Below are 6,334 nucleotides of genomic sequence, written 5' to 3'. Positions count from 1 at the left end.
GGAGCCGCCTGGGGCGGCTGTGGGGCCGCGGCCTGGGGCTGCGCGTACGGGTTGGGCTGCTCGCCCGGCAGGACGGGGTAGGGGTTGCCCTGCGGCGGGGCCCAGCCCTGCGGGGCGCCGGCGCCGGGGTGGCCGTAGCCGTGGCCCGGGGGCGGCGGGGCGAGGGCGGCGAGCTGGTCAGCCGTCGAGCGGTAGTCGACCGCGCCCTGCGTCATCCGCATGTACGCCTCTTCCAGGGAGGCCTGGTGCGGCGAGAGCTCCCACAGCCGGACGTCCGCCCCGTGGGCTATGTCGCTGATCCGGGGGAGCGGCAGGCCGGTGACGCGCATCCCGCCGTCCGGCTCGGACAGCACCTGGCCGCCGGCCTCGACGAGCGCGGCCGTGAGCTTCTCGCGGCTCTCCGGCTCGGTCTCCGGGGTGCGCACGCGCGCGAAGTCCGCGGAGTTCGCGGAGATGAAGTCCTTGACGCTCATGTCGGCCATGAGCTGGCCGCGGCCGATCACGATCAGGTGGTCGGCGGTCAGCGCCATCTCGCTCATCAGGTGCGAGGAGACGAAGACCGTGCGGCCCTCGGCCGCGAGCTGCTTCATCAGATTGCGGACCCAGAGGATGCCCTCGGGGTCGAGGCCGTTGACCGGCTCGTCGAAGAGCAGCACCTGGGGGTCGCCCAGCAGCGCGGCGGCGATGCCGAGGCGCTGGCCCATGCCCAGCGAGAAGCCCTTGGAGCGGCGCTTGGCGACGTCCTGCAGGCCGACGACGCCGAGGACCTCGTCCACCCGGCGGGCCGGGATGCCGCCGAGCTGGGCGAGCGAGAGCAGGTGCATGCGGGCGCTGCGGCCGCCGTGCACGGCCTTCGCGTCCAGGAGCGCACCGACCTGGCGGGGAGCGTTGGGAAGGCTGCGGAAGGGGTGGCCGCCGATCGTGACGTGGCCGGACGTGGGCTGGTCCAGGCCCAGGATCATGCGCATGGTCGTCGACTTGCCGGATCCGTTCGGACCCAGGAAGCCGGTGACGGCTCCCGGCCGCACCTGGAACGACAGATTGTGTACGGCCGTCTTGGCGCCGTAGCGCTTTGTCAGACCGACTGCCTCGATCATTCTCCGCCCCTCGCGAGCTCTTTCGGGCGTAAGGCCCCGTAAGAGTTAGGAGCATAACGAGGAGCTGACGGTTCCCGTTACTCGTGGTGAAGCTCGGGCAGGCCCTCGGGGCGGGCCCAGCCCGCCCGGCGGAAGACCGCCCTCCCCTCGGCCCGCACCGCCTCGTCCGCCCGCGCCCGCTCCACCCAGCGCTCCGGGCCGGGTCCGAGCAGCGCGCGCAGCTCCGGCGAGGCCTCCAGCAGGGCGGTCAGGAGGGCGCCCTGGTCGCCGCCGCCGGGCCGGGGCCGGCCGGTGGCGGGGTCGGCGAGGACGCCGTGCAGGCTCACGTACAGATACGCGCCGCCGAGCGGCTCCCCGGACGGCAGCGTCATGGGGAAGGAGCCGCCCGGCAGCCACACGCGGCGGTAGTTGAATTCGGTCTGGTCGACGGCGGCCAGCTGCGCGGGGTCCAGCCAGCCCGCGACGAGCGTGCGCCGGGCCGCGGGATCGGCGTAGGGCGCCGCCGCCACGTAGCCGTGCAGCCCGATGTGCGCGGAGCAGCCGACGCCGATGCCACGCACCCGGACGGGCACCATCGGCACGGTGGCGAGCATGCCGCGCAGGGTGAGCTTGTGGTGCAGCTGGGCGGGGGAGGCGTTGGAGCCGACGGCGAGGACGGGTCGGCGGGCGGCGGTCCGCGCGGCGCGGATCCGGTCGAGGAAGGCGTCGAGCGCGGGCTCGGCGGCGGGGTCCCCGCCCGGCGGGGGCGTACTGCCCGTGCCGGGGCGCCCGGCGTCCGCCATGCCCGTCACCACCCGCCACCCGCCCAGCGGCCCGGGGTCCGCCCGCAGTGGCAGCAGGTGCCCGCCCGTCAGCAGCGCGGGCTCCGTGACGGGCCGGCCGGGGTAGGTGAGCGGCAACTCGGCGGGCGCCCCGTCGAGCCCGAGCCCCCGCAGACTCCGGTCGGTCACGGCGGCTCCTCGAACGCGGGGCGGCGGCGCGGCGCGGTCCGCCCCGGAAAGAATGCCCGCCGCGACGGCGATCCACCCTCGCGGCGAGGGTCCGGCGGAATCCGGAGGAACCGGAACCCGTGCGTACAAAGGATCCGCCGGCAAGGCGCTACGCGTCGCGCCGCTTCAGCACCGCGTACCCGCCCGCCAGCGCCGCCACCACCCACAGCACCATGATCGCGAAGCCGCCCCAGGGCCCGTACGGGGCGTCGTCCGCGATCGTCACGACCTGCATGACCTTGCGGCCGGCCTGGTCGGGCAGGTACTGCGCGACCTTCTTCGTGGCGCTCACCGCGCCGAGGATGTTGGAGATGATGAAGAAGAACGGCATCAGAATGCCGAGCGAGAGCATGGGGCTGCGCAGCATCGCCGCGATGCCCATCGAGAACACCGCGATCAGCGTCATATAGAGCCCGCCGCCGATCACCGCGCGCAGGACGCCCGCATCGCCGATCTGCGTCCGGTGGTCGCCGAGCATCGCCTGGCCGATGAAGAAGGAGACAAAGCTCGTCGCCATCGCGATCACGAACGCGACGACCGCCGCAACAGTGATCTTGCTGAAGAGGAACGTGCCGCGTTGCGGAACCGCCGCCAGGGAAGTCCGGATCATTCCGGTGCTGTATTCATTGGACACCACCAGCACCCCGAACACGATCATGGCGAGCTGGCCGAGTCCCATTCCCGCGAAACTCGTAAAGGTCGGGTCGAAATTCACCCGCTCCTTCAGTGGCATTTGATTGAAGTTACTGCTGGTGAAAGCACTGATCAGGGCGCCGAGCGCCACGGTCACCACCAGGGCGGGACCGAGCGTCCACACCGTGGACCGCACCGATTTGATCTTCGTCCATTCCGACTGCAGGACCTGCCCCACCACCGCCACCGTCAGGCTCCCTTCTTCTTCTGCCAGCCGGCTCCCCACCCGCCGCCGGGCGGTGCCGCGCCGCCGCCCGGCGGGGCGGCCGCGCCCACGGCCTCCGCACCCGCGGCCGTACCTACGGCCTCCGCACCCGGCGGCGCGGTGTGCGCGTGGTACTCCACCGACTCGGCGGTGAGCTGCATGAAGGCCTCCTCCAGGGACGCCTGCTGGGGGCTGAGCTCGTGCAGCACGAGCCGGTGGCGCGCGGCGAGCTCGCCCAGCTCCGCCGCCTCCGTGCCGTCGACCTCCAGGTGGCCGTCCTCGGTGGTCACCGCCGTGACCCCGGCCCCCGCCAGCACGTCCAGCAGCCGCTCCACCTCGGGCGAGCGCAGCCGCACGTAGGACCGCGAGTTCTGCTTGATGAAGTCCGCCATCGAGGTGTCGGCGAGCAGCCGGCCCTGGCCGATGACGATCAGGTGGTCGGCGGTCAGGGCCATCTCGCTCATCAGGTGCGAGGAGACGAAGACCGTGCGGCCCTGGGCGGCGAGGTTCTTCATCAGATTGCGGATCCAGTGGATGCCCTCGGGATCCAGCCCGTTGACGGGCTCGTCGAACATCAGGATCTGCGGGTCGCCCAGCAGCGCGCCCGCGATGCCCAGGCGCTGCCCCATGCCGAGCGAGAACCCTTTGGAGCGCTTTCCGGCCACCGAGGCGAGGCCGACCGTGTCCAGGACCTCACGGACGCGGGCCTTCGGGATGCCGTTGCTCTGCGCCAGGCACAGGAGGTGGTTGTGGGCGCTGCGACCGCCGTGCATCGCCTTGGCGTCCAGCAGGGCGCCGACGGTCCGCAGCGGGTCCTTCAGCTGCCGGTAGTGCTGCCCGTCGATGAGGACCGTGCCGTGGGTGGGCCGGTCGAGGTCGAGCATCATCCGCATCGTCGTGGACTTGCCCGCCCCGTTGGGCCCCAGGAAGCCGGTGACGATCCCGGGCCGGACGGTGCAGGTGAGGCCGTCGACGGCGAGCTTCTCGCCGTAGCGCTTGGTCAGTCCCTGCAGCTCGATCATTCGGCCACGGTAAGGGCGACCCGGGGACCTCGCCAGCGGTAGCGGGCCGTCCGGGTGCGAAGGACACCCGTTCGGGTGCGGAGGGCGGGGCCACGGGGCTGAGGACCGCTGCCCCGTGCGACCGCGGGAGCGGCGCACAGGGCACGGACCAGGGCGTTCCTCTTCAGCCCGCCCGGCCGCGGGTCAGCGGCTCTGCTGCGCCGGGACGCCGCGCGACATCGGCTCGTCGTCACCGGGGACGCCGGCCGCGGCGACGGCCGCGCCGGTCAGCGTGGCCAGCATCTCGCGGACGTTCGTCAGCTGGGCGTTGATGCTGTCGCGGCGGTTGGTGAGCGCCGCCAGCTCGCGCTCGGACTCGCTGCGGATGCGGTCCGCCTTGGCGTTGGCGTCGGCCACGATGTCCTCGGCCTGGCGCTGCGCCGTCTCCACCGTCTGCCGGGCGCGCCGCTCGGCGTCCGTGCGCAGCTTCTCCGCCTCCAGGCGCAGCTGCTCGGCGCGGTGCTCGATCTCCGCCAGCCGCTTCTCCGCCTTCGCCTGACGGGAGGCCAGGTCGCGCTCGGACTGCTCGCGCCGCTTGGCCAGGTTGGTCTCGAAGTCGGCGGCGGCCTGGGCCGCCTTGGCGCGGGTCTCCTCGAAGAGGGCGTCCGCCTCCTCACGCTTGGACTGGGCGTCCTTCTGCGCCTCGGCCCGCAGCTGGGCGGAGTCGCCCTTGGCCTTCTCGACGATGCGCGCGCCCTCGTCCTCCGCCTTGGCCTTGCGGTCGGCGGCGAACGACTCGGCGTCGTTGCGCACCTGCTGCGCGGCGGACTCCGCGAGCTCCCGGTGCTGCTCGGCGGCGCGCCGGGCCTCCTCACGCAGATCCTTGGCCTCTTCCTCGGCCAGCCGAAGGATCTTCTCGACCCTCGCCCCCAGCCCCGCATAGGACGGCTCGGCGTCGTTGACCTGGGCCTGAGCATTCTGCGTCTCGAGGTGCAGCTCCTCGATGCGCTTTTCCAGAGAGGTGATCCGTGCCAGTGCGCTGTCTCGGTCGGCGACGAGCTTGGTAATGCGGTCGTCCACCTGGCCGCGGTCGTATCCACGCCGCACAAGCTCGAAGCCGAAGGGGGAGGAAGTGTCACTCATGGGGTTCCTGTCATAAGAGACCGGTGAGGTGATAGAGGGAATCCTAGGGGTGCGAGCGGCGTGTCATCAGGTGAATGCTTGGCAGATCTGGAGAATGTCCCCCCGTTTGAGTGGCTACTTCTGTGACTGCTTGCCACCCGAACGTGTAGCACCGGCACCCGCCGCTGCCTTCACCCCGCCATCCTTGGCGCTTCCGGCCCCCGGGGCCTCAAAAGATTCCAACGCCTCCAACACGTCCTGGACACGGGAAATCTCGGCCTGAATGTCCTCGCGACGGCGCACCAGGACCTCCAACTCCCGCTTTCCCTCCTCGACAAGGCGCTTCGCCTCCTCCGCACCCTCGGTGCGCAGGCGCTCCGACTCGCGTACGGCGGCGGCCTTCTTCTGCTCGGCCTCCTTGAGCAGCCCCTCCGCCTTCTTCACCGCGGCGATGCGGACCTTGCTCGCCTCGCTGCTGGCGTCGGAGAGCAGCTTCTTCGCCTTCTCCTCGGCCTCCGCGAGCTGCTCGGTCGCGGCCGCGACGAGCTTGTCGCAGCGCTCGCCCGCGGACTGCATGGCCTCGGCCGCCTCGCGGCGCGCCCGGTCGTGCAGCTCCTCGACCTCGCCCTCGACCCGGGAGCGCAGCTCGTCGGCGCGCTCCCTTATCGCGGTGGCGTCGCCGCGGGCCTCGGCCAGCAGCGTGTCCGCGTCCGTACGGGCCTGCTCCACCAGGGCGTTGCCCTCGCCGGTGGCCTCGGCGACGATCCGCTCGGCCTCGCGGCGGGCCACGCCCACCATCGTGTCGGCCTGCTCCTCGGCGGCCGCGGCCGTGCTCAGCGCCTCCTCCTGCGCCTTGGCGATCAGGGCGTCCGCCTGCTCGCCGGCGTCGGCCAGCCGCTTCGCGGCGGCCTCGCGGGCGTCGTCGACGGTCCGCTCGCCCTCGGCGCGCGCCTCGGCACGCAGCCGCTCCGCCTCCTGGACGGCGTCGGCCTTGATCCGCGCGGAGTCCGCGCGCGTGCTGTTGGCGTTCTCCTGCGCGGCGGCCAGCGCCTCGGCGGCCTCCGCGGCCATCCGCTCGGCCTCCGCGGTCGCCTCGGCGACGAGGGCGTCCGCCTGCTCGGCGGCCTCCGCACGGCGGGTGTTCGCCGCCTCGCGGGCCTCGTCGAGGACGCGGGCGGCGTCGCCGCGCAGCCGCTCGGACTCGGCGTCCGCCTCGGCGAGCGTCCA

The 6,334-nt window shown here is 72.7% G+C and carries 5 protein-coding genes and 1 pseudogene; all 6 read right to left on the bottom strand.

Translation table 11 applies throughout. The features are described 5' to 3' along the window. The coding region (locus tag B7P34_RS34575; protein WP_106682108.1) for an ABC transporter ATP-binding protein at window positions 1-1,097 on the bottom strand (1,097 nt) is incomplete at its 3' end. Between the two features lie 77 nt (window positions 1,098-1,174). Further along, on the bottom strand, window positions 1,175-2,047 hold the full coding sequence (locus tag B7P34_RS34570; protein WP_106682107.1) for a hypothetical protein: 873 nt from the start codon (window positions 2,045-2,047) through the stop codon (window positions 1,175-1,177). Window positions 2,048-2,195: 148 nt separating this feature from the next. Continuing rightward, window positions 2,196-2,966, bottom strand: coding sequence for an ABC transporter permease (locus tag B7P34_RS34565; RefSeq protein ID WP_106682106.1), 771 nt, complete (start codon window positions 2,964-2,966; stop codon window positions 2,196-2,198). A 2-nt stretch (window positions 2,967-2,968) separates the two neighbouring features. Beyond that, complete coding sequence (locus tag B7P34_RS34560; RefSeq protein WP_106682105.1) at window positions 2,969-4,006, bottom strand: ATP-binding cassette domain-containing protein; 1,038 nt, start codon at window positions 4,004-4,006, stop codon at window positions 2,969-2,971. A gap of 183 nt (window positions 4,007-4,189) precedes the next feature. Beyond that, window positions 4,190-5,128, bottom strand: a complete 939-nt coding sequence (locus B7P34_RS34555; protein WP_030368023.1) for a cellulose-binding protein — start codon at window positions 5,126-5,128, stop codon at window positions 4,190-4,192. Between the two features lie 114 nt (window positions 5,129-5,242). After that, window positions 5,243-6,334, bottom strand: a pseudogene (locus tag B7P34_RS34550) (hypothetical protein); the annotation flags it as partial.

It is taken from the genome of Streptosporangium nondiastaticum (assembly GCF_003011965.1).
Lineage (GTDB): Bacteria > Actinomycetota > Actinomycetes > Streptomycetales > Streptomycetaceae > Streptomyces > Streptomyces nondiastaticus.
This window is presented reverse-complemented; position numbering and strand designations above follow the sequence as displayed.

What these genes read in the sequence shown, in the direction of transcription:
- B7P34_RS34560 (WP_106682105.1), bottom strand. Translation starts at nt 4,006, where the DNA reads ATGATCGAGCTGCAGGGACTGACCAAGCGCTACGGCGAGAAGCTCGCC.
- B7P34_RS34555 (WP_030368023.1), bottom strand. Translation starts at nt 5,128, where the DNA reads ATGAGTGACACTTCCTCCCCCTTCGGCTTCGAGCTTGTGCGGCGTGGA.